We start from the raw sequence: 21,143 nt of genomic DNA, 5'->3' as shown, positions 1-21,143 counted from the left end.
ACTACGAGCTGTGACTTCTCGCGGATTCGCGCTGCTTGCGTGGTCCGACCCACCATCGAAGCGCTAGCCTTTGATGCGGTGGGGCCAAGGCCCGGCCCCGCCCGGGACGCACACGATGAATCGAGGCGAGCAGCTGCCGTGAGCAGTAAAACTTCACCCTTCGGGCAGAACGAGTGGCTGGTCGAAGAGATGTACCGGAAGTTCCGTGACGATCCGTCTTCCGTGGACCCGAGCTGGCACGAATTCCTCGTCGACTACAACCCCGAACCCACCACCGAAGCCACCACGGCCCCGGCCAACGGACAGTCCGCCGCATCCGCGCCTGCGCCCAAGCAGGCGACCCCCGAGACCCCGGCCGCCCCGGCCGAAGCCGCGCCGCCCAAGGCCGAGCCCGCCAAGGCTGCGGCACCCGCCGCCCCGGCACCGGCCGCTCCCGCCAAGGCGGCACCCGCCAAGCCCGCTCCCGCGGCCGTCGCGGTGTCGGCGGACGATCAATCCCAGGTGCTGCGCGGGGCCGCCGCCGCGATCGTCAAGAACATGGACGCCTCCCTGGACGTCCCGACGGCCACCAGCGTGCGGGCCATCCCGGCCAAGCTGATGATCGACAACCGCGTCGTCATCAACAACCACCTCAAGCGCACGCGCGGCGGCAAGGTCAGCTTCACCCACCTGCTGGGGTACGCCATCGTGCAGGGCGTCAAGGCTTTCCCGAACATGAACCGGCACTTCGCCGAGATCGACGGCAAGCCCAACGTCGTCACGCCCGCCCACACCAATCTCGGCCTGGCGATCGACCTGCAGGGCAAGAACGGCAGCCGCTCACTGGTGGTGGCCGCCATCAAGGGCTGCGAGACGATGTCGTTCGGCCAGTTCATCGCCGCCTACGAGGACATTGTGCGGCGCGCGCGCGACGGCAAGCTGACCGCCGAGGACTTCAGCGGCGTCACCATTTCGCTGACCAACCCGGGCACGCTGGGCACGGTGCACTCGGTGCCGCGCCTGATGGCCGGCCAGGGCGCCATCATCGGCGCCGGCGCGATGGAGTATCCGGCCGAATTCCAGGGCGCCAGCGAGGAACGCATCGCCGAACTGGGCATCGGCAAACTGATCACGCTCACGTCGACCTACGACCACCGCATCATCCAGGGTGCCGAATCCGGCGACTTCCTGCGCACCATCCACCAGTCACTGCTCGACGACGAGTTCTGGGACGAGATCTTCTTCGAACTCGGCATCCCCTACGAGCCGGTGCGCTGGCGCACCGACAACCCGGACTCGATCGCCGACAAGAACGCCCGGGTCATCGAGCTGATCGCCGCGTACCGCAACCGCGGGCACCTGATGGCCGACATCGACCCGCTGCGACTCGACAAGGCCCGCTTCCGCAGCCACCCCGACCTCGACGTGCTGTCCCACGGCCTGACGCTGTGGGACCTCGACCGCGAGTTCAAGGTCGATGGGTTCGCCGGCAAGGAATACAAGAAGCTGCGCGACGTGCTCTCGGTGCTGCGCGACGCCTACTGCCGGCACATCGGTGTGGAGTACACCCACATCCTGGAACCCGAACAGCAGAAGTGGCTCGAGGAGCGCATCGAGGTCCGCCATGAGAAGCCGACCGTCGCCGAGCAGAAGTACATCCTGAGCAAGCTGAATGCCGCCGAGGCGTTCGAGACCTTCCTGCAGACCAAATACGTTGGCCAGAAACGGTTCTCGCTCGAAGGCGCCGAGACCATCATCCCGATGATGGACGCCGCCATCGACCAGTGCGCCGAGCACGGTCTCGACGAGGTCGTCATCGCCATGCCGCACCGCGGCCGGCTCAACGTGCTGGCCAACATTGTCGGCAAGCCCTACGCCCAGATCTTCAACGAGTTCGAGGGCAATCTGAACCCGTCGCAGGCGCACGGTTCCGGCGACGTGAAGTATCACCTCGGCGCGTCGGGCAACTACATCCAGATGTTCGGCGACAACGACATCGAGGTGTCGCTGACGGCCAACCCCAGTCACCTCGAGGCCGTCGACCCCGTGCTCGAGGGTCTGGTGCGGGCCAAGCAGGACATCCTGGACAAGGGTGACACCGCCGACGGCTTCTCCGTGGTCCCGCTGATGCTGCACGGCGACGCCGCGTTCGCCGGGCAGGGCGTGGTCGCCGAGACGCTCAACCTGTCCCTGCTGCGCGGCTACCGCGTCGGCGGCACCGTCCACATGATCGTCAACAACCAGGTCGGGTTCACCACCTCCCCCGAGCATTCCCGGTCCAGCGAGTACTGCACCGACGTCGCGAAAATGGTTGGGGCACCGATCTTCCACGTCAACGGCGACGATCCGGAGGCGTGCGTCTGGGTGGCCAAACTCGCCGTCGACTTCCGCCAGCAGTTCAAGAAGGACGTCGTCATCGACATGCTGTGCTACCGCCGCCGCGGGCACAACGAGGGCGACGATCCGTCGATGACCCAGCCGGCGATGTACGACGTGATCGACCACAAGCGCGGCGTACGCAAGTCCTACACCGAGGCGCTGATCGGCCGCGGCGACATCTCGATGAAAGAGGCCGAGGACGCCCTGCGCGACTACCAGGGCCAACTCGAGCGGGTCTTCAACGAGGTCCGCGATCTGGAGAAGTACCAGCCCGAACCCAGCGAATCCGTCGAATCCGATCAGGTGATCCCGACAGGTATGACCACCGGGGTGGACAAGGCCCTGCTGGCCCGGATCGGCGACGCGCACCTGGCCTTCCCCGAGGGCTTCACGGTGCACCCGCGCGTGCAGCCGGTACTCGACAAGCGCCGCGAGATGGCCTACGAGGGCAAGATCGACTGGGCGTTCGCCGAGCTGCTGGCGCTGGGAACCCTTGTCGCCGAAGGAAAGTTGATCCGCATGTCGGGTCAGGACACCCGGCGCGGCACGTTCACCCAGCGCCACTCGGTGATCATCGACCGGCGCACCGGCAACGAGTTCACCCCGCTGTCACTGCTGGCCATCAACGAGGACGGCACCCCGACCGGCGGCAAGTTCATGGTCTACGACTCGCCGCTGTCGGAGTTCGCCGCGGTCGGATTCGAATACGGCTACTCGGTGGGCAACCCCGAGGCAATGGTGTTGTGGGAGGCCCAGTTCGGCGACTTCCTCAACGGCGCACAGTCGGTGATCGACGAGTTCGTCAGCTCCGGCGAGGCCAAGTGGGGCCAGACCTCCGACGTGGTACTGCTCCTGCCGCACGGTCATGAGGGCCAGGGGCCCGATCACACGTCGGGCCGCATCGAGCGGTTCCTGCAGCTGTGCGCCGAGGGTTCGATGACGGTGGCCCAGCCGTCGACGCCGGCCAATTATTTCCACCTGCTGCGCCGGCACTCGCTCGACGGCATCCACCGGCCGCTGATCGTGTTCACACCGAAGTCGATGCTGCGCAACAAGGCCGCGGTCAGCGACATCAAGGACTTCACCGAGCAGAAGTTCCGCTCGGTGCTCGAGGAGCCCACCTACGAGCTGGGCACCGGCGACCGCGGCGCGGTCACCCGGATCCTGATGTGCAGCGGCAAGATCTATTACGACCTGCTGGCGCGCAAGCAGAAGGACAAGCGCGACGACGTCGCGATCGTGCGGATCGAGCAGCTCTACCCGCTGCCGCCGCGCCGGCTCGGTCGCACGCTGGCCGAGTACCCCGGCGCAAAGGAGTACTTCTGGGTGCAGGAGGAGCCGGCCAATCAGGGTGCCTGGCCGACGTTCGGCCTGGCGCTGCCCGAGCTGCTGCCGGATCGGCTCACGGGTATCAAGCGCATCTCGCGGCGCGCCATGAGCGCACCGTCGTCGGGTTCCTCGAAGGTGCACGCCGTGGAGACCCAGGAGATCCTCGACGAGGCGTTCGGCTGATTTTTTTCCGGCGAGGGTGCGTGTCGGTCCGCCGACACGCCGCTGCGCGCGTACTTCTGCGCACCCTCACGGGTGTCGACGGTCAGTTGCCGAAGAGATTCAGCGGCGGGATGCCGGGCAGCGGGATCGGCGACTGGCCGTTGGCCAGCGAGGCGACCGCACCCGGGCAGAAGATCTGGATCGCCAGGCCGGTGAACATCGTCGCCGGGCCCAGTGGGCGGCCCACCTCGTCGGCAACCTTGGCGGCCACGTCGGCCACGTCCTGGCCGGGCTGGGCGAGCATCGGGCACACCTGCTGTCCGAGCGAGGCCGCGGTGCCCGGGTCGAGGCCGGCCAGTCCGATGCTCGACAGATCGTTGACGAACTGGTCGGTGCTCGGGTCGGCCTGCGCGGGCGCGGCACCGACGAGCAGTCCGCCCGTCGCACCGACGGAAACCAGGAGCGACGCCAGGGCCGCGATGTGGTGACGCTTCATAACGGGGTCATCGTAGGCGCCGCCGCGGTTGTTACCCCAATCCGACTGCTCAGCGTCGTCCGGCGCATCGCGCGGGTAGTTTTCGCAGAGCAGGCCGACCAGAACGGCACGGCGACGGACCCGGGAGTCGGCGGTACCGCCGGTACTGGCTAAACTCGGCGCGAGTCGTGACCAACGGGACCCCAGGACCAGAGGAGTGAGCATGGAAGGCTTCGACGGAAAGGTCTGCGTCGTCACCGGTGCCGGATCGGGCATCGGGCAGGCGCTGGCGATTGCACTGGGCCGATCCGGGGCCAAGCTGGCCATCAGCGACGTCGACACCGAGGGCCTGGCCGTCACCACCGAGCGGCTGCAGGCGATGGGCGTGGAGGTGAAGGCCGACCGGCTCAACGTCACCGAGCGCGAAGCGTTCCTGCTCTACGCCGACGAGGTCAAGGCCTACTTCGGCAAGGTGAACCAGATCTACAACAATGCCGGCATCGCGCACACCGGCGACATCGAGATCTGCGAGTTCAAGGAGATCGAGCGCGTCGTCGACGTCGACTTCTGGGGTGTCGTCAACGGCACCAAGGCCTTCCTGCCGCACCTGATCGAGTCCGGCGACGGCCATGTGGTCAACGTCTCCAGCCTGTTCGGCATCTTCTCGGTGCCGGGACAGTCGGCCTACAACGCCGCCAAGTTCGCCGTACGTGGCTTCACCGAGGCGCTGTATCAGGAGATGAAGATCAACAAGCACCCGGTCGCGGTGACCACCGTGCATCCCGGCGGCATCAAGACCGCGATCGCGCGCAACGCCACCGCATCCGGCGAAGTGGACTCCAACGAGCTGGCCAAGCTGTTCGACAAACGGCTGGCCAACACCACGCCGGAGCGCGCGGCCACGATCATCCTCGAAGCGGTCCGCAAGAAGAAGCCCCGCGTGCTGGTCGGTGCGGACGCCAAGGTGCTCGACTTCATCGTGCGGATGACGGGGTCGGGCTACCTGGACGCGTTCTCGGGTGTGACCTCGCGGCTCATGCCCAGCAAGGGCTGATTCTCAGCGACCGAGGGGGTTGTCGGCCAGCCACTGGTCGGCCAGCACCCGGGGATCGGCACCGGCGGCCACCTGCCGGTGCATCCGCTCGAGTGCGGCGGTGTCCAGCGCGCCGGCGATCTGGTTGAGCGCCAACACCTGCTGCGGGTCCAGCTCGTTGCGCCGGTAGAGCGGCACGGCGTTCTCGGCCTGGATCAGCATCGGCTTGTGGTCGGCGAGCAGCACGGTCCCCTGCGGCCCGTCGGAATCCTCGGGTATCGCCGGGTCGGCCGTACTGGTCCAGGCGACATTGATCCGGTTCGACTTCAGGGCCGCGAAAAGCGCTGCGCTGTCGTCGAATTCGATCGGCGCCGGTAGCTTGCAGGTCCCGACCCGGGCCGGGACGGCCACGCCGCGCACGGTTCCCGGCCGCACCTGGCCACAGTGCCCCACCAGCTCGGTCAGATCCCGTCCACCCCAGGCCGTCACCGTCGTCCCCGTCACCGCGGCGGCCGGCTTGTCCTCGGCGGCGGTGGTGTAGTCACCGGCAGTGATGCCTTCCGGCAGCGTTCCCAGCAGGGTCTTGTAGACCTGTTCGTCGCCGTACCCCGAAGAAGTGCCCGGCGCGAAGGTCTGCAACAACCGCCCGGTGAATCCCGGCACCACATCGAGTTGCCCGGAATCCAGCGCCGCCAGCGGATCGGCGACCACCTCGACCTGTGCGGCCGAGCCGAAATACCGCAGCGCCGCGGCGTACAGATTGGCCAGGACCATCGACCCGGCATCCGCCGTCGCACCGACGGTCAGGCCGGTCGGGGCGTCCGGCCGGTCGGTCTGGTGGCTGCCGCAGGCGGTCAGCCCGACCAGCAGCAGGGCCGTGACGAACCGGCGCAGGCTAGCCCTGCGCCTCATCGGATGCGGCCGCCACGGCCGCGGCCACCGCCGGTGCCACCCGGGGATCCAGGGGGCTCGGCACGATGTAGTCCGGCGCCAGATCGTCGCCCACCACCGCGTGGATCGCCTCGGCCGCCGCCACCTTCATCGCCTCGGTGATGCGCCGTGCGCCGGCGTCCAGCGCGCCGCGGAACACCCCGGGGAACGCCAGGACATTGTTGATCTGGTTCGGGAAATCGCTGCGGCCCGTCGCGACGACCGCCGCGTACTTGCGCGCGACATCGGGGTGGATCTCGGGGTCGGGATTGGACAGCGCGAACACGATGCCGCCGGGTGCCATGGTGGCGATGATCTCCTCCGGCACGATCCCGGCCGACACACCCAGGAACATGTCGGCCCCGTCCAGCGCCTCGGCCACGCCGCCGGTCCGGCCGGCGGGGTTGGTACGCGAGGCCAGCTCGGACTTGAACTCGTTGAGGTCCGGGCGGCCGGAGTGCACGATGCCCTTGGAGTCGAGCACCGTGACATCCTGAATTCCCTTGGCCAGCAGGATGTTGGCGCACGCCACCCCGGCCGCGCCGGCACCGGCGATGACGATGCGCAGGCTGGTCATGTCACGGTGGAGCACCTTGGCCGCGCCGAGCAGCGCCGCGAGAGCGACGATCGCGGTGCCGTGCTGATCGTCGTGCATCACCGGGCAGTCCAGCGCCTCGATGACGCGGCGCTCGATCTCGAAGCAACGCGGCGCGGAGATGTCCTCGAGGTTGACCGCCCCGAACGTGGGGCGCAGCCGGATCAGGGTCTCGACGATCTCGTCGGGGTCCTTGGTGTCCAGCACGATCGGAATGGAGTCCAGCCCGCCGAACGTCTTGAACAGAGCGCTCTTGCCCTCCATCACCGGCAGCGAGGCGGCCGGACCGATGTCACCGAGTCCGAGCACCGCGGTGCCGTCGGAGACCACCACCACGAGCCGGTTGGCCCACGTGTACCGCTTGGCCAGCGTGGCATCGGCGGCGATCGCCCGGCTCACCTGTGCGACGCCCGGCGTGTAGGCGATCGACAGGGCCCGCTGGGTGTCCAGCGGTGCCTTCAACTCGATGGCCAATTTGCCACCGACGTGGGCGTCGAAAATCTCCTCGTCCTCGATGACGAGATGCGGGGTCTTCACGGTTTCGGACACCGCGTCAGGGTACTTCACCGATCAACCTCACAGCCGGGGGTTCCCTCGCTGTGAGGAGCCCGTTCCGGGTCGGCGGCGTACCATTCGCATGCACATTCCCCTGAACAGGGAGGCTGGAAATGCCGTCGTTCCGCGCGTTGCCGCCTTCGCTCCTGGGCGCCGCCCGCACCCGGCCGGTGCCCGACGTCAAACGGATCCACGTGCCGGTGGCCCGCGCCATGGTCGACTGCGCGGTCTACGTCGACGGCTCGCGGCTCCCCGGCAAGTTCACCCACGCCGCGGCGCTGGACCGGGTCCGTGAGATTCGCGCCGACGGGCAGTCGGCCTTCGTCTGGATCGGCTTGCACGAACCCGATGAACATCAGATGCAGTCCGTCGCAGAGGTTTTCGGGTTGCACCCGCTGGCGGTCGAGGACGCGGTGCACGCCCATCAGCGGCCCAAGCTCGAGCGCTACGACAACACGCTGTTCCTGGTGCTCAAGACGGTCAACTATGTGCCCCACGAATCCGTGGCACTGGCCCGCGAGATCGTCGAGACCGGCGAGATCATGGTGTTCGTCGGCCCGGAGTTCGTCGTCACCGTCCGCCACGGCGAACACAGCGGGCTGGCCGGGGTCCGCCGGCGACTCGAGGAACAACCCGAGCAGCTCGCGCTGGGTCCGTACGCCGTGATGCACGCGATCGCCGATCACGTGGTGGACAGCTACCTTGACGTCACGCGCCTGATGGAGTGCGACATCGACGCCATCGAGGAGGACACCTTCTCGCCGACCGCCAAGACCAATGTCGAACAGATCTATCTGCTCAAGCGCGAGGTGGTCGAGCTGCGGCGCGCGGTGTCGCCGTTGTCGGTCGAGCTGGGCCGGCTGCACTCGGACAACAAGGATCTGCTGTCCAAGGAGGTCCTGCGCTACATGCGCGACGTGATCGACCACCAGACGCATGCGGCCGACCAGATCGCCAGCTACGACGAGATGCTGTCCTCCCTGGTGCAGGCCGCCCTGGCGCGGGTCGGCATGCAGCAGAACACGGACATGCGCAAGATCTCGGCATGGGTCGCCATCGCCGCCGTCCCGACCATGATCGCCGGCATCTACGGCATGAACTTCGAGCACATGCCCGAACTCCATGAGACCTGGGGATACCCGGCGGTGCTGCTGTTGATGGTGGCCGTCTGCGGGTTCCTCTACCGGAACTTCCGCCGCAACCACTGGCTGTAACGGATCAGCTCGGCTGCCTCGCGACGCGCTGCGGGTCGGTGACGTCGACGCCGTCCTGTCGCCAGACCTCCCGCAGCGCTTCGACGCCCTCGAGCCGCGCCCACGCGGCCTCGTTCGCACTGATCGGGGTGGCGGCCAGGAACGTCACCGGGTCATACGGTTCGCCGGGTTCCAGATCCGGGATGGGCCCGGCGGCCAGCACCACCGCGCTGAACGGCGGCAGTCCGGCGGGCCGTTGCCACAGCGGTGCGCCGAGATCGATCAGCGCGTCGGCGGCCAGCACGATGCCGTCGACCGCCGGAGTGGCCGCCAGGATGGCCATCGTGCGCGCCAGGCCGGGGGTGGGCACCGTGTCGCGCACCGTGAGCACCACCTCCGCGCGCGGGCCATGGACCGGATCGATCGCCAGCGTGCCCGGATCCCCCATCGGGTGGCGGGCGCACCCGAGCGAAACATGATGCAACCGGCCGCCGACGGGACCGAAACGCAGTACGTCGATCGGTTCAACGCCCAGGAACGTCACACTCGCCGCATCGGGCTCGGCTGCGAAACCCGCTGCGGCGAAATGGTTTCGCACATGAGCGCGGACCGCGTCGAGAATCGGGCGCGGGCCGTTCAGATGCTCAACCGCGAGAGCATGTCCCGCGCCCGCTCGGCGTTCTGGGGATCGCACAGGACGTCGTAGCGGCCGGCCACCAGCTGCATGGTGGAGCTGAAATCCCTTGTACCCCTTGCCATTGCATAAGGTATGGCCGAGGTGATCAAGCCGAAGATGATGCCCGCGATCAGGCCGGTCAACAACGCTCCGGCTTGATTGCCTTGATTGCCGCCCAGCAGGCCCAGGACCAGGCCGACGAAGATACCCAGCCAGGCGCCCGTGAGCACGCCACCGCCGAGCACCTTCGGCCACGTCAGGCGACCGGTGACACGTTCGACCTGCATGAGATCGACGCCGACGATGGTGACCTGTTGTACCGGGAACTGCTGATCGGACAGGTAGTCGACGGCCTTCTGCGCCTCGGCGTAGGTCGGGTACGAACCGATCGGCCAACCCTTCGGCGGGGTCGGCAGTCCGATCGGTCCGCCGCGGCCCCCGACCGGGGGGCCCGGATTCTGGCCGGGCTGAAAAGGACTGGTCATGTGATGTCCCTCCTCTACTCCCTGCAATCGTACGTACCGCTAGATTGAGCGCCATGACATCTACCCCGGGAGATCCGGGCGAACGCCGGGAGGGCAACTACCAGCCCCCGCCGGTCGGGTCGTACGAGTCGGCGCCACTCGACTATCCGGCCGATTACCCCGATCAGCCGATGTTCACCGGACCATCCGCGCCGCCCGGCGTTCCCCCGCCGTCGTTCGGCGTTCCCCCGATGCCGCCCGGCTACTACCCACCGCCGCCGGGCTACCCGCCGTATCCACCGCCGTACGACCCGTATGCCGGGTACCGCGCCGGGGTCCCACCGGGCCAGAACGGGCCGTCGGTCGCGGCGCTGGTGTGCGCCCTGCTGGGCGTGCCGATGTGCATGTGCTTCCTGCCGTCGCTGGCCGCAATCCTGTTGGGCATCATGGGGATCCAGCAAACGGGACGGACCGGACAGGCCGGACGCGGCATGGCGATCGCGGGACTGGTGATCGGGCTGGTGACCCTGCTCCTGGGGTTCCTGTTCCTGGCCGGCGGCGGAGTGACCAGCGTCTTCCGCTGAGACTCGTTGAACCTCAACCTTTTTCGGTAGACGTCAGGCCGGCGGCTGGAACGGCGCGACCTCGCGGCCCATCCCCGCGGCCCGCCCCTTCGCCGAGACGACCAGCGCCATCTTGCGGCTGGCCTCGTCGATCATCTCGTCACCCAGCATCACCGCCCCGCGGGAGCCGCCGGGCACCGACGTGTACCACTCGTAGGCCTCCAGGATCAGCTCGGCGCGGTCGAAATCGGCCTGTCGCGGGCTGAATATCTCGTTGCCGGCGGCGATCTGATCCGGGTGCAGCACCCATTTGCCGTCGTAGCCCAGCGCCGCCGCACGCCCGGCCACCCGCCGGAACGCGTCGACGTCGCGGATCTTGAGGTACGGGCCGTCGACCGCTGCCACGCCGTGCGCACGCGCCGACACCAGGATCGTCATCAGCACGTGGTGATAAGCGTCGCCCACGTCGTAACCGGGCGGCTGCTCACCGACCACCAGGGTGCGGGTGTTGAGGCTGGCCATCAGATCGGCCGGCCCCAACACCAGGGCCTGCACCCGCGGATGGGCGGCGATCGCGTCGATGTTGGTCAGACCACGCGCATCCTCGATCTGGGCGTCGATCGCAATGCTCCCGACCGGCAGCCCGTGGGTGTGCTCGAGCTGCGTCAGCAGCAGGTCGGCGGCCTGCACGTGGGACACATCGCTGACCTTCGGCAGGATCACCACCTCGAGCGCAGCACCGGCCCCGGCCACCACCTCGATCAGATCCGCGTGCGTCCAGGGCGTGGTCCAGTCGTTGACGCGGACACCCCGCAACTGTCCCGCCCAGCCGGGCTCGGCCAGCGCGCTCGCCACCGTCGTCCGCGCCGCGGCCTTGGCGTCGGCGGCCACCGCATCCTCGAGGTCGAGGAACACCTGGTCGGCGGGCAGACCCTTGGCCTTTTCGATCATCTTTCGATTGCTGCCCGGAACGGACAGGCAGCTCCGTCGGAGATGGACAAAATCATCCCCGCGACGGGGGCGATACGCGGAATTCACCCGTCCACTCCTACCCTTTGAACCATGGCGTCGATCAACAGGGTGTACGCGGCCCGGCTCGCCGGGCTGGTGGTGCTGGGCCCCGACGGTGAGTCGGTGGGCCGGGTGCGCGACGTCGTCATCAGTATCAGCATCGTTCGCCAGCAGCCCCGCGTCCTGGGCCTGGTAGTCGAATTGCTCACCCGCAGAAGGATTTTCGTACCCATCCTGCGGGTCACCGCGATCGAGCCGACCGCCGTGACGCTCACCACCGGCAACGTGTCGCTGCGCCGGTTCGCCCAACGGCCGGGCGAGGTCCTGGTGCTGGGCCAGGTGCTCGACACCCGCGTGCGGGTCAACGATCCGGAACTGCCGCAGCTGCAGGGTCAGGACGTGGTGGTGGTCGACCTGGCGATCGAGCAGACCCGGACCCGCGACTGGCTGGTGACCCGGCTCGCGGTGCGCAGTCACCGGCGGCTGCGGCGGACCACCGTTCACGTCGTCGACTGGCAGCACGTCCAGGGGCTGACACCGTCGGCGCTGGCGATGCCCGGCCAGGGCGTCGCCCAACTGCTGCACCAGTTCGAGGATCAACGACCGGTCGAGGTGGCCGACGCGATCCGCGACCTGCCCGCCAAACGCCGCACCGAGGTCATCAACGCCCTCGACGACGAACGGCTGGCCGACATCCTGCAGGAGCTCGGCGAGGACGAGCAGACCGAACTGCTGCTGAAGATGGACACCGAGCGCGCCGCCGACGTGCTCGAGGCGATGGACCCCGACGACGCCGCCGATCTGTTGGGTGTGCTCAACCCGACGCACGCCGAGGTGCTGCTGGCCCGGATGGACCCGGAGGACTCCGATCCGGTCCGCCGACTGCTGCAGCACTCCCCCGACACCGCCGGTGGTCTGATGACCCCCGAACCGGTGATCCTGGCCCCGGACACCACCGTGGCCGCCGCGCTGGCCCGGGTGCGCGACCCCGACCTGACGCCGGCGCTGTCGTCGCTGGTGTTCGTGGTCCGCCCCCCGACGGCCACCCCGACCGGCCGCTATCTGGGCTGTGTACACCTGCAGCGACTGCTCCGCGAACCCCCGGCGGCACTGGTGAGCGGCATCGTGGACGCCGACCTGCCGACCCTGGCCCCCGAGCAGACCCTGGCCGCGGTGACCCGTTACTTCGCGGCCTACAACCTGGTCTGCGGGCCGGTGATCGACGACGAGGGGCACCTGCTGGGCGCCGTCACCGTCGACGATCTGCTCGACCACCTGCTGCCGCACGACTGGCGGGCCAGTACCGAGGAGCCCGAACTGGACACCGCCCAGTGAGTGACGCTTCGGCGCGCAGCCGCCTCGACACCCCGCGCACCTCGCGCCGCCCCCGACTGAACCTCGACGCCGAGGCGGTGGGCCGGTTCAGCGAGTCGATCGCCCGATTCCTGGGTACCGGCCGCTACCTGGCCTGGCAGACGATCATCGTGATCGTTTGGATCGCCCTGAATCTGTTTGCGGTGAAGTGGCGCTGGGATCCCTACCCCTTCATCCTGCTGAATCTGGCGTTCTCGACGCAGGCCGCGTACGCGGCCCCGCTGATCCTGCTGGCCCAGAACCGCCAGGAGAATCGCGACCGGGTGTCGCTCGAGGAGGACCGCCGGCGCGCCGAACAGACCAAGGCGGACACCGAGTTCCTGGCCCGCGAACTGGCCGCGCTGCGGCTGGCGGTCGGCGAGGTCGCGACCCGCGATTACCTGCGTCGCGAGCTCGAGGAACTGCACGAGAAGATCGACGCGCTCAGCCCGCCGAAGAAGCCGTCGGCGGGCAAGTCGGACGGCGGCGAGCGGCGGCCCAAGAAGTCCGGCTGACGAGCGGGGGATTGCTGCCACACGTGTCCCAACTGTTATGTATGGTGACTTGGTTCACAAGGTATGCCCGCGGTGCTTGCCGGGCATCGATCACGAGGACGGTCGAGTGCGCATAAGGGCAGGTTCGGGTGCGGACCCGAGCGATCAGGTGCCCCAGGAGCCGTCGGAGCGCACGCGCGGCCGCCTGGCCCGCGCCACCCACTCTCCCCTCCTCGGTGTGGCCGTGCTGTCCCCCCTGGTGCTCGCGGCCGCGGTCGGTGCGGCCGGGCCGTCCACCCCGGTCAGCCCGGACACCGGCAAGGTCGTCGAGATCAGCCCGGTGGCGGCCGTCGCCCCCACCCGGCCCGTCGACATGAGCGGCCCCACGGTGGTCGCGGTGGCCAAGGCACCCGATGCGTTCCGGGTCGCCGCCTCCGCGGCATCCGCGCCCCCGCCGGCCGCCATCGTCTCCGCCCCCGGCGCGCTGCGCATCCCCGCCATCGCGCTGAGCGCGTACCGCAATGCCGAGGCCACCATGGCGCGCGCACTTCCCGGCTGCGGCATCAGCTGGAACCTGCTGGCCGGCATCGGCCGGATCGAATCGGGCCACGCCAACAACGGCGCCACCGACTCCCGCGGCACCGCGGTCAGCCCGATCTACGGCCCCGCCCTGGACGGCACCCTGCCGGGCAACGAGGTCATCGTCTCGGCCAGCCAGCTCGGCCGCGTGACGTACGCCCGCGCGATGGGTCCTATGCAGTTCCTGCCGGGCACGTGGTCCCGGTTCGCCTCCGACGGCGACGGCGACGGCAAGGCCGATCCGCAGAACGTCTACGACGCCACCCTGTCGGCGGCCCGGTACCTGTGCAGCGGTGGCCTGAATCTGCGGGACCAGTCGCAGGTGCTGACGGCGATCCTGCGCTACAACAACTCGATGGCCTACGCCCGCAACGTGCTCGGGTGGGCCGCCTCCTACGCAACGGGTGTGGCGCCGGTCAACCTGCCGCCCATCACGGGTCCCACGCCGCCCATCGCGGACGCCCGGTTGGACGCCCACATGGAGTCCAACCCCGAAGGGCTGGGCCCGGGCCTCTCGGCGACCGATCCGCTGCCGGTGTTCAGCCTGACGCAGAGCGGGGTGGCCAACTCGCTGCCCGTACCGCCCGGACCTGCCGAGGGCACCACGGCGACGCCGCTGAACGCACCGTGCACCATCTTCTGCCTGAGCGACAACACCCCGTTGAGCGATCCCTCCGCGGTGCCGCAGTGGGGCCAGCCGGGATGGACCCCGCCCTGGATGCAGCCCGGCTGGGTACCGCCGTGGATGCAGCAGCCGGCCGCGCCGGAGGCTTCGGTCGCCGGACCCGCCCTCGGCCCGCTGCCGGGTGCGCCCGCCCCCGGTCCGGTTCCGGCCGAGGCTCCGGCCCCCGGTGTGCTGCCGCCGGCCCAGGCGCCTGCACCCGGACCCGCCCCAATGCCGGCAGCACCGGGACCCGCCGCGCCCGCACCGATGCCGGCCGAATCCGGCGCTCCCGGGGTATCGCTGGGCCCGCTGCCCGGCCCGGCTGCCTGACCGGCGCCGAGCGTTCCGGCGTCACCGATAGACTCGTCGGTGATGTCCGAGAGCACTGATCCGACCGCTGCCGTGCGCGCCGCGCTGGCCAAGGTCATCGATCCCGAACTGCGCAAGCCGATCACCGAGCTCGGCATGGTCAAGAGCGTCGACGTGCGGCCCGACGGGGCCACCCACATCGAGATCTACCTGACCACCGAGGCCTGCCCGAAGAAGTCCGAGATCAGCGAGCTGGTGACGCGGGCAGTCGCCGACGTGCCGGGCACCGGCGCGGTCACCGTCGTCCTGGACGTCATGAACGACGAGCAGCGCGCCGAGTTGCGCAAGCAGTTGCGCGGCGACCAGGGACTGTCCGCCGAGCCGGTGATCCCGTTCGCCCAGCCGGGCTCGTTGACCCGCGTCTACGCGGTGGCCTCCGGCAAGGGCGGCGTCGGCAAGTCCAGCGTGACGGTCAACCTGGCCGCCGCGATGGCCGCGCGCGGCCTGTCGGTGGGGCTGCTCGACGCCGACATCTACGGCCACTCCGTTCCCCGCATGATGGGCACGAATGACCGCCCCATTCAAGTGGATTCGATGATCGTGCCGCCCGTGGCGCACGACGTGAAGGTGATCTCGATCGCGCAGTTCACCCAGGGCAACACCCCCGTGGTGTGGCGCGGCCCGATGCTGCACCGGGCGCTGCAACAGTTCCTGGCCGACGTCTACTGGGGCGATCTGGACGTGCTGCTGCTTGATCTGCCGCCGGGCACCGGCGACGTGGCGATCTCCATCGCGCAGCTGATCCCGGGGGCCGAGATCGTCGTCGTCACCACCCCGCAGTTGGCCGCCGCCGAGGTCGCCGAACGCGCCGGGGCCATCGCCGTGCAGACCCGCCAGCGCGTCGTCGGCGTCGTGGAGAACATGTCCGGCCTGGTGCTGCCCGACGGCTCCACCATGCAGGTGTTCGGTGAGGGTGGCGGCCAGCAGGTCGCCGAGAGCCTGACGCGGACCACCGGCGCCGAGGTGCCGCTGCTCGGCCAGGTGCCGTTGGATCCCGCACTGGTCAATGCCGGGGATTCCGGTGTGCCCCTTGTTCTTTCGGCCCCCGAGTCGGTGGCCGCCAAGGAGTTGCAGAAGGTGGCCGACGCGCTGACGGCGCGCCGGCGTGGGCTGGCCGGCATGTCGCTGGGATTGGACACCACGCGGCGCTGACGCGGGGCGAGATCGACGAAATGGCGTGACCCACTCGCACTTTCGCGCCGAGACGTACGTTTGGGCGTGTGAGTCAGGTGGCGTCGGGGTCGAACGGGGTGGGCAGCGTCGGGTCCGGCTCGGCCGGAGCGGCCGGCGAGCGCTGGGCGGCCGCCGGCGGGACGACGAGCTCGGACTTGGCCTCGTTGAAGGTGTTCTCCACGCTGCTGAGCAGTGAATCATCGCCGTCGAGAAGGTGTTTGGTGATCGCGGCGCGCGGTGACATCCCGCGCAGCTTGTTCAGCTCCGAGAGGGGTGCACGCAGATCATCGAATTCCGGACCCAGGTCCTCGCGCAACTGACTGGTGGCTCCGCTGATGTAGTCGCGGGCCTGACGCAGCGTGCTCGACGTCCAGCGGATGGCACCCGGTAGCCGTTCGGGGCCCAGCACCACGAGGCCGATGACGACGAGCACCAGCATCTCGCCCCAGCCCACGTTGGCGAACACGGAACTACCCGTCCGACGAAGGTGTGACCGTCAGGGTGACGTGGCGACCGTCGCGCACCACCTCGATGGGAGCGGGCTGGCCGATCTTCAGCTGCCGCACCGCGACCGTCATCTCGTCGGCGTCGGCCACCGTGCGGTCACCGACCTTGACCACCACGTCGTTCTCCTGCACGCCGCCCTTCTCGGCCGGACCGCCGGCCTTGACATTGGCGACCTGCGCACCGGAGGCGACGTCGTTGCTGACCGAGCGGGCACTGAGCCCCAGGGTCGGATGGTTGATCTTCCCGTCCTTGATCAACGTCTCGGCGGTGGCCTTGACCTCGTTGACGGGGATCGCGAAGCCCAGGCCACTTGCACTGTCGGACAACGACTTTCCGGCCGTGTTGATGCCGATGACCTCCGAGGCCATGTTGATCAGCGGGCCACCGGAGTTGCCGTGGTTGATCGAGGCGTCGGTCTGCAGGGCGTCGATTACGGTATCGGTGTCCGAGCCGTCGCCCGACAGCGGGACCGGTCTGTGCAGCGCACTGATGATGCCGTGGGTCACGGTGCTGCGCAGGCCCAGCGGCGCGCCGGCGGCAATGACCTCGTCGCCGACGTGCACCTTGTCGGAGTCCCCGAGGCGGGCGACCGTCAGATTGTCGACGTTGTCGACCTTGAGCACTGCCAGGTCGGTCTTCGGGTCGCGGCCCACCAGGTTGGCCGGAACCTCCTTGCCGTCGTTGAACACGACGGTGGTCTTGTACTGGCTGGGATTGTTGGCGGCGTCGGAGATCACGTGGTTGTTGGTGACGATGTAGCCGCGGCCGTCGATCACGACCCCCGACCCCTGCGAACCCTGGTCGTTGCTGGTGGCCTCGATGGTGACCACCGAATCGGCCACGGAAGCGGCCACCTTGGCGAACTGACCCGCCGGCAGCTGCTCGCCGTCGCCGGTCTCCAGCGTGACCTTGGAGGTGGTGAAGGCCTCCACCACCTCGGCCGTCTTGCGGCCGACCCAACCGCCGAGCAGCCCGATCAGCAGCGCGGTGACGCCCAGCAGCGCCAGCGCCCGGTACGAGACCCTGCCGCCGAACAGGACGTCACGCACGCCCAGCTTGCCCAGCTGCGGCGCGGCGACGGCGCGCTCGGGTTCGGCGACCGCCGGATCACCGAGCGCGGCCGGCGCGGCGGGATTGCGCCACGGGTCGTCGGGCTCGTCGTCACCGAGCTTCTCGTCGGCCAGAGCGCTGGCGTCGACCGGGTGCCGCTGCAGGGAGTCCCCGCCCTGATACGGCCGGCCGAACGCCTCGGCCAACACCGGATCCTTGGGCTTCTGGTCGGGCCGGAACTCCGAGCCATCGCGGAACCGCTGCGGGCGCAGCTCGTCGGCGACGAAGGACCCGTCGACGCCGTCGGGCCGCGCGAACGTCCGGCGCGACGCCTCGTCGACGGGAGGCCGCGACACGGGCCGCGGCGCCAGGCGCGGGCCGCTGGCACCCTGGCCGGAGTTGTCCTGGTTGGAACTCAAGTCACCCTCGATCAATCGTGCGAAGCGTACGGATCCGTGCGGCGAAACCGCCGGGGGGCCCGGGAGGCGTCGGCCCCTGCTACACCCTACCGGCGGCGCCGGCCGTCCCAGGGGTTGCGCGGCCCCTGCGACTCGGGGCCGGGGTCGTCGCAGGCTCCGGGTTCGTCGCACTGGACCAGCGACGAGAACGGGATCTGGGTGAGCCGGCCCAACAGGGAGGTCGGCGGGTCGATCGGATGAGAGTTCTGCAGCACGTCGCGGGCCTGCCGTTGGGCGTCGACCTCGGCGACGCACTCGACGCACTGCGACAGATGGGTGGCGGCCCGCATGTAGGCGTTCATCCGCAGCTCGCCGTCGACGTAGGCGGCAATGGCCTCGGTGGACAGGTGCTCGGTGGATCTGAACTGCCGGGGCGCGCCGACGGGCGCGTCGCTCTGCGATGCGAAATGCGCCGGCAACCGGGAGAACAGCCGGAACACATGCCCCCGGTCGAACATCACCCCGCTCCTTCCCCGGTGGTTGGCGACCACCGCAGTCGAATGTAGCGCGCGGGACCAGTTCACTGCGAGAAACCTGGGGAAGGGTCAGGCCGACTCGGCGGAGTACTGCGAATCCTGGGAATGCGCTGCGAGGTACTCGCGGATGCCCTGGCGGCCACGATGGATACGGCTGCGGACGGTGCCGAGCTTGACGCCCAGCGTCGCACCGATCTCTTCGTAGGACAGGCCCTCGATGTCGCACAACACCACGGCGGCGCGGAACTCCGGAGCCAGCGAGTCCAGTGCGGCCTGCAGGTCGGCGCCCAGGCGGGAGTCGTGATAGATCTGCTCGGGGTCGGGGTCGGACGCCGGAACGCGCTCGTAGTCCTCGGGCAGCGCCTCCATCCGGATGCGGCCACGTCGACGGACCATGTCCAGGAACAGGTTGGTGGTGATGCGGTGCAGCCAACCCTCGAAGGTCCCGGGCTGGTAGTTCTGCACCGAGCGGAACACCCGGATGAACGTCTCCTGGGTCAGGTCCTCGGCGTCGTGCTGGTTGCCGGAGAGGCGGTAGGCCAGCCGGTAGACCCGATCGGCGTGCTGGCGCACCAGGTCGTCCCACGACGGCATCGTGGTCTTGTCGCCGGTTGCGTCGAACACGGCGGTGCCGTGCAACTCGTCGGATGGCTCCACCCAGCCCGGTTCACCCTGGTCGGGGTGCGACATGCTGGCGGGGGCCATGAGCGCGTTGGTCGTCGGATCCTCCTGGTCGAAGCCGTTGACGGCGGGTGACCCGTCGGGTTCGGCGAGCGGTGTGGTTCCGCGAGCGCGAGGCCCGACGGCGTGTGACCCGTCGGGTTCGGCAACATGGAACTCCTCGCCGTTATTCCCGATCCAGCTACCGCCGACGTCCATGCCGAATACCGTTGCCGACCGGCGTGTGGCGGACATATGAGGCACCTGAAGTTTTCCTGAGAAAGCCGGTCGCGCCCCGATTGCGCTGCACAGATGGGCGCGCCAGCTGCATTGACGACGGCATTCGATCTACGCTGCGGGCATGCCCGATGAGGATCCGCCGGTGTTGGTCCGGCCAAGTCGCGCCGACGCCATGCTCGCCCACGCCGAGGGCTCGATCACCGAGGATGCCGTGCTCGCCGCGGCCCGCGAACGGGCCGAGGACATCGGCGCCGACGCGGTGACCCCGGCCGTCGGAGCGCTACTGAGCATGCTGACGCGACTGTCCGGGGGCAAGGCCGTGGCGGAGGTGGGCACCGGCGCCGGGGTGAGCGGGCTGTGGATGCTCTCCGGGATGCGCGACGACGGAGTCCTGACCACCATCGACATCGAGCCCGAGCACCAGCGCCTGGCCAAGCAGGCGTTCAGCGAGGGCGGTATCGGGCCCTCGCGCACCCGGCTCATCACCGGACGCGCCCAAGAGGTCCTCACCCGCCTGGCCGACGAGTCCTACGACCTGGTCTTCATCGACGCCGAACCGGGCGATCAGGCCGATTTCGTGGTCGAGGGAATCCGGCTGCTGCGCCCCGGCGGCGTCATCGTCGTGCACCGCGCCGCGCTGGCCGGTCGCGCCGGGGACCCGTCGGCGAACGATCCCGAGGTCGCGTCGGTGCGCGAGGCGGCCCGGCTGATCGCCGAGGACGAGCGCTTCACCCCCGTCCTGTTGCCCCTCGGCGACGGGATTCTGGCGGCCGCCCGGGACTGATTCGGCCCGATCAATCGTCCCCGCCGTCGTCGGACCCGGTCCGGGTGCTGGCCGCGACCGGAGTCTTCCCGTCGGTGTCGATTCCCGCTCCGGAGAACGCGGTCATCACCAGGGAACGCAAGCGGCGGCCGACCTCGAACTGTTTCCCCGGCAGGGTGCGCGCCACCATGCGCAGGTTCACGGTTTCGACGCCGATGCTCTCCACGCCCATCAGCTGCGGCTCATCCAGGAGCAGATCCGGCAGTCCGTCGTCGCGCATGGCGGCCGCGGCGACCGAGTGCAAGGTGTCGGTCACCTGGCTGAGATCGGCGGAGTGGGCGACGGGAACGTCGACGACGGCACGCGCCCAGTCCTTGGACAGGTTCAGGGCCTTCACGATCTGTCCGTTCGGCACGGTGTAGAACTCGCCGTCGCTGGTGCGCAGTCGCGTGATCCGCAGCGTGACGTCCTCAACGGTGCCGCGTGCCTCACCACCTCCTGAGACCGTCAGCTCCACCAGATCGCCGAAGCCGTACTGCTTCTCGGTGATGAGGAAGAAGCCGCTCAGCAGGTCGAGCACGATCCGCTGGGCTCCGAAACCGAGGGCCGCACCGAGCACCGCGGCGGGCGCCACCAGGGAGCCGACCGGCAGCCCGACCACATTGGCGATGTCCAGGGCGACCATCGTGTAGAGCACTCCGATGGCCACCGAGGAGATGACGGCCGCCACGGCCTGACGGTGCTTGACCGTTTCGACCGCACGACGGCGTCACTGTTGTCGCCCTGGGCCAGCCGCCGACTGATCCGTGCCGCCACCCACCGGATGACGCGGGTCGCGATGATCGCGACAACGACGGCGACCACGACGTGTAACCCGTTGGTCAGCAACCACTTTCCGACCTCGTTGTCCCAGAAACCGTGCCTCGTATCGGACGCAGCAGTCGTCCACAGTGTCGTAGCCATCGCCGCTGGCTTCCCGCCCTCGCCGGGGAACCAAACATTCACGGCTTCTT

At 69.1% G+C, this 21,143-nt stretch carries 19 protein-coding genes and 1 pseudogene; 9 read left to right on the top strand and 11 right to left on the bottom strand.

The genetic code is table 11. The annotated features are described in order from the left end of the window. Positions 1 to 189: 189 nt before the first annotated feature. On the top strand, positions 190 to 3,870 hold the full coding sequence (locus U0R18_RS09570; RefSeq protein ID WP_526368282.1) for a multifunctional oxoglutarate decarboxylase/oxoglutarate dehydrogenase thiamine pyrophosphate-binding subunit/dihydrolipoyllysine-residue succinyltransferase subunit: 3,681 nt from the start codon (positions 190 to 192) through the stop codon (positions 3,868 to 3,870). Between the two features lie 82 nt (positions 3,871 to 3,952). On the opposite strand, the gene U0R18_RS09565 is transcribed toward U0R18_RS09570, so the two are convergent. Next, a complete protein-coding gene (locus U0R18_RS09565; protein ID WP_526367938.1) occupies positions 3,953 to 4,345 on the bottom strand; it encodes a DUF732 domain-containing protein in 393 nt (130 codons plus the stop codon). 202 nt (positions 4,346 to 4,547) lie between these two features. On the opposite strand from U0R18_RS09565, the gene U0R18_RS09560 reads away from it, so the two are divergent. Then, complete coding sequence (locus U0R18_RS09560; RefSeq protein WP_526367937.1) at positions 4,548 to 5,378, top strand: SDR family NAD(P)-dependent oxidoreductase; 831 nt, start codon at positions 4,548 to 4,550, stop codon at positions 5,376 to 5,378. A gap of 3 nt (positions 5,379 to 5,381) precedes the next feature. Here the strand turns inward: U0R18_RS09560 and U0R18_RS09555 are convergent, their stop codons facing one another. Then, entirely contained in the window at positions 5,382 to 6,269 is an 888-nt protein-coding gene (locus U0R18_RS09555) for a glycine betaine ABC transporter substrate-binding protein (protein WP_526367936.1), read from the bottom strand. After that, positions 6,253 to 7,431, bottom strand: a complete 1,179-nt coding sequence (locus U0R18_RS09550; RefSeq protein WP_526367935.1) for an NAD(P)-dependent malic enzyme — start codon at positions 7,429 to 7,431, stop codon at positions 6,253 to 6,255. The genes U0R18_RS09555 and U0R18_RS09550 overlap by 17 nt, the downstream gene beginning before the upstream one ends. A 119-nt stretch (positions 7,432 to 7,550) precedes the next feature. On the opposite strand from U0R18_RS09550, the gene corA reads away from it, so the two are divergent. Beyond that, a complete protein-coding gene (gene corA / locus U0R18_RS09545; RefSeq protein WP_526367934.1) occupies positions 7,551 to 8,651 on the top strand; it encodes a magnesium/cobalt transporter CorA in 1,101 nt (366 codons plus the stop codon). A gap of 4 nt (positions 8,652 to 8,655) precedes the next feature. Here corA and U0R18_RS09540 read toward each other — a convergent pair whose 3' ends face one another. Then, on the bottom strand, positions 8,656 to 9,252 hold the full coding sequence (locus U0R18_RS09540) for a suppressor of fused domain protein (protein ID WP_526368281.1): 597 nt from the start codon (positions 9,250 to 9,252) through the stop codon (positions 8,656 to 8,658). 14 nt (positions 9,253 to 9,266) lie between these two features. After that, positions 9,267 to 9,791 (bottom strand): general stress protein, encoded by a 525-nt coding sequence (locus tag U0R18_RS09535; protein ID WP_526367933.1) that lies wholly within the window; start codon positions 9,789 to 9,791, stop codon positions 9,267 to 9,269. Positions 9,792 to 9,844: 53 nt separating this feature from the next. On the opposite strand from U0R18_RS09535, the gene U0R18_RS09530 reads away from it, so the two are divergent. Further along, on the top strand, positions 9,845 to 10,354 hold the full coding sequence (locus U0R18_RS09530) for a DUF4190 domain-containing protein (RefSeq protein ID WP_526367932.1): 510 nt from the start codon (positions 9,845 to 9,847) through the stop codon (positions 10,352 to 10,354). A gap of 33 nt (positions 10,355 to 10,387) precedes the next feature. Here the strand turns inward: U0R18_RS09530 and U0R18_RS09525 are convergent, their stop codons facing one another. Next, positions 10,388 to 11,371, bottom strand: coding sequence for an HpcH/HpaI aldolase/citrate lyase family protein (locus U0R18_RS09525; protein ID WP_526367931.1), 984 nt, complete (start codon positions 11,369 to 11,371; stop codon positions 10,388 to 10,390). 24 nt (positions 11,372 to 11,395) lie between these two features. On the opposite strand from U0R18_RS09525, the gene U0R18_RS09520 reads away from it, so the two are divergent. The 4 genes from U0R18_RS09520 (at position 11,396) to U0R18_RS09505 (ending at position 15,955) form a co-directional block, all read left to right on the top strand. Next, complete coding sequence (locus U0R18_RS09520) at positions 11,396 to 12,679, top strand: magnesium transporter MgtE N-terminal domain-containing protein (RefSeq protein WP_526367930.1); 1,284 nt, start codon at positions 11,396 to 11,398, stop codon at positions 12,677 to 12,679. Then, complete coding sequence (locus U0R18_RS09515) at positions 12,676 to 13,212, top strand: DUF1003 domain-containing protein (RefSeq protein WP_526367929.1); 537 nt, start codon at positions 12,676 to 12,678, stop codon at positions 13,210 to 13,212. The genes U0R18_RS09520 and U0R18_RS09515 overlap by 4 nt, the downstream gene beginning before the upstream one ends. Before the next feature lie 223 nt (positions 13,213 to 13,435). After that, positions 13,436 to 14,764: a lytic transglycosylase domain-containing protein gene (locus tag U0R18_RS09510; protein WP_526368280.1), complete on the top strand. Its 1,329-nt coding sequence runs from the start codon at positions 13,436 to 13,438 to the stop codon at positions 14,762 to 14,764. A gap of 42 nt (positions 14,765 to 14,806) precedes the next feature. Beyond that, positions 14,807 to 15,955 (top strand): P-loop NTPase, encoded by a 1,149-nt coding sequence (locus U0R18_RS09505; protein ID WP_526367928.1) that lies wholly within the window; start codon positions 14,807 to 14,809, stop codon positions 15,953 to 15,955. 73 nt (positions 15,956 to 16,028) lie between these two features. Here the strand turns inward: U0R18_RS09505 and tatB are convergent, their stop codons facing one another. From tatB to sigE, 4 genes are all read right to left on the bottom strand, one after another. Continuing rightward, positions 16,029 to 16,442, bottom strand: coding sequence for a Sec-independent protein translocase protein TatB (tatB, locus tag U0R18_RS09500; protein ID WP_526367927.1), 414 nt, complete (start codon positions 16,440 to 16,442; stop codon positions 16,029 to 16,031). Between the two features lie 4 nt (positions 16,443 to 16,446). Beyond that, positions 16,447 to 17,952, bottom strand: a complete 1,506-nt coding sequence (htrA, locus tag U0R18_RS09495; RefSeq protein WP_526368279.1) for a serine protease HtrA — start codon at positions 17,950 to 17,952, stop codon at positions 16,447 to 16,449. Between the two features lie 86 nt (positions 17,953 to 18,038). Further along, entirely contained in the window at positions 18,039 to 18,449 is a 411-nt protein-coding gene (rseA, locus tag U0R18_RS09490; protein WP_526367926.1) for an anti-sigma E factor RseA, read from the bottom strand. 87 nt (positions 18,450 to 18,536) lie between these two features. Further along, on the bottom strand, positions 18,537 to 19,346 hold the full coding sequence (sigE, locus tag U0R18_RS09485; RefSeq protein ID WP_526368278.1) for an RNA polymerase sigma factor SigE: 810 nt from the start codon (positions 19,344 to 19,346) through the stop codon (positions 18,537 to 18,539). Positions 19,347 to 19,488: 142 nt separating this feature from the next. On the opposite strand from sigE, the gene U0R18_RS09480 reads away from it, so the two are divergent. Beyond that, positions 19,489 to 20,151, top strand: a complete 663-nt coding sequence (locus tag U0R18_RS09480) for an O-methyltransferase (RefSeq protein ID WP_526367925.1) — start codon at positions 19,489 to 19,491, stop codon at positions 20,149 to 20,151. A 10-nt stretch (positions 20,152 to 20,161) separates the two neighbouring features. On the opposite strand, the pseudogene U0R18_RS09475 reads toward U0R18_RS09480, so the two are convergent. Beyond that, positions 20,162 to 21,093, bottom strand: a pseudogene (locus U0R18_RS09475) (mechanosensitive ion channel family protein). Positions 21,094 to 21,143: the final 50 nt, after the last annotated feature.

The organism is Mycobacterium sp. (genome assembly GCF_046330795.1).
Lineage (GTDB): Bacteria > Actinomycetota > Actinomycetes > Mycobacteriales > Mycobacteriaceae > Mycobacterium.
This window is presented reverse-complemented; position numbering and strand designations above follow the sequence as displayed.